This window comes from Corallococcus praedator (genome assembly GCF_003612125.1).
GTDB lineage: Bacteria > Myxococcota > Myxococcia > Myxococcales > Myxococcaceae > Corallococcus > Corallococcus praedator.
The window spans coordinates 1-447 of the sequence record NZ_RAWI01001027.1 but is presented as its reverse complement, the minus strand read 5'-3'; the positions used below and the strand labels follow the sequence as shown (position 1 = coordinate 447).

1 protein-coding gene is annotated in these 447 nt (G+C 57.0%); it reads right to left on the bottom strand.

Annotated features, from left to right (window positions below; genetic code table 11):
• The coding region (locus D7Y13_RS42885; protein WP_147452715.1) for a hypothetical protein at window positions 1-427 on the bottom strand (427 nt) is incomplete at its 3' end.
• Window positions 428-447: the final 20 nt, after the last annotated feature.

The window sequence follows — 447 nt, the reverse complement described above, 5'->3', positions numbered from 1 at the left end:
CAGCAGGCTGGTCGAAGTCGTCGCCGTCGCGGGTTTTGAAACCGGCTCCCGATTTGGTTAAGGTCGGGGGCGGGGTAAGCCCGTTGAGCGTCAGAAAGGCCAGGGCCGTTTCGGAGAGTGGCTCCCTGGTGATAATGAATTTGAAATGCTCAGTCAGCTCGGGCCAGTTGTATTGCCGCACCACCTCGTCCAGGCCAAACCGGATCGAATCTTTCCGTCCGCTGGGCACGTCTTTGTCGGGTCTCCCCAGCGTGACCTGTTTGGTCAGTTCACCGTCGAGCAGGTAGTTTTTAGGCAGATATTCGGGATACGTCCGGAATGACCGCGAGAGGTAGAACGCGTTGACGTACAGTTTCTGGCCGGTGGGGTTGGTCAACCGAATTTCCAGATCGGTTAGATAGCGTCCGTCCTGTTCGGTCAGGGACACCGTTACCACCTCATTCGTAA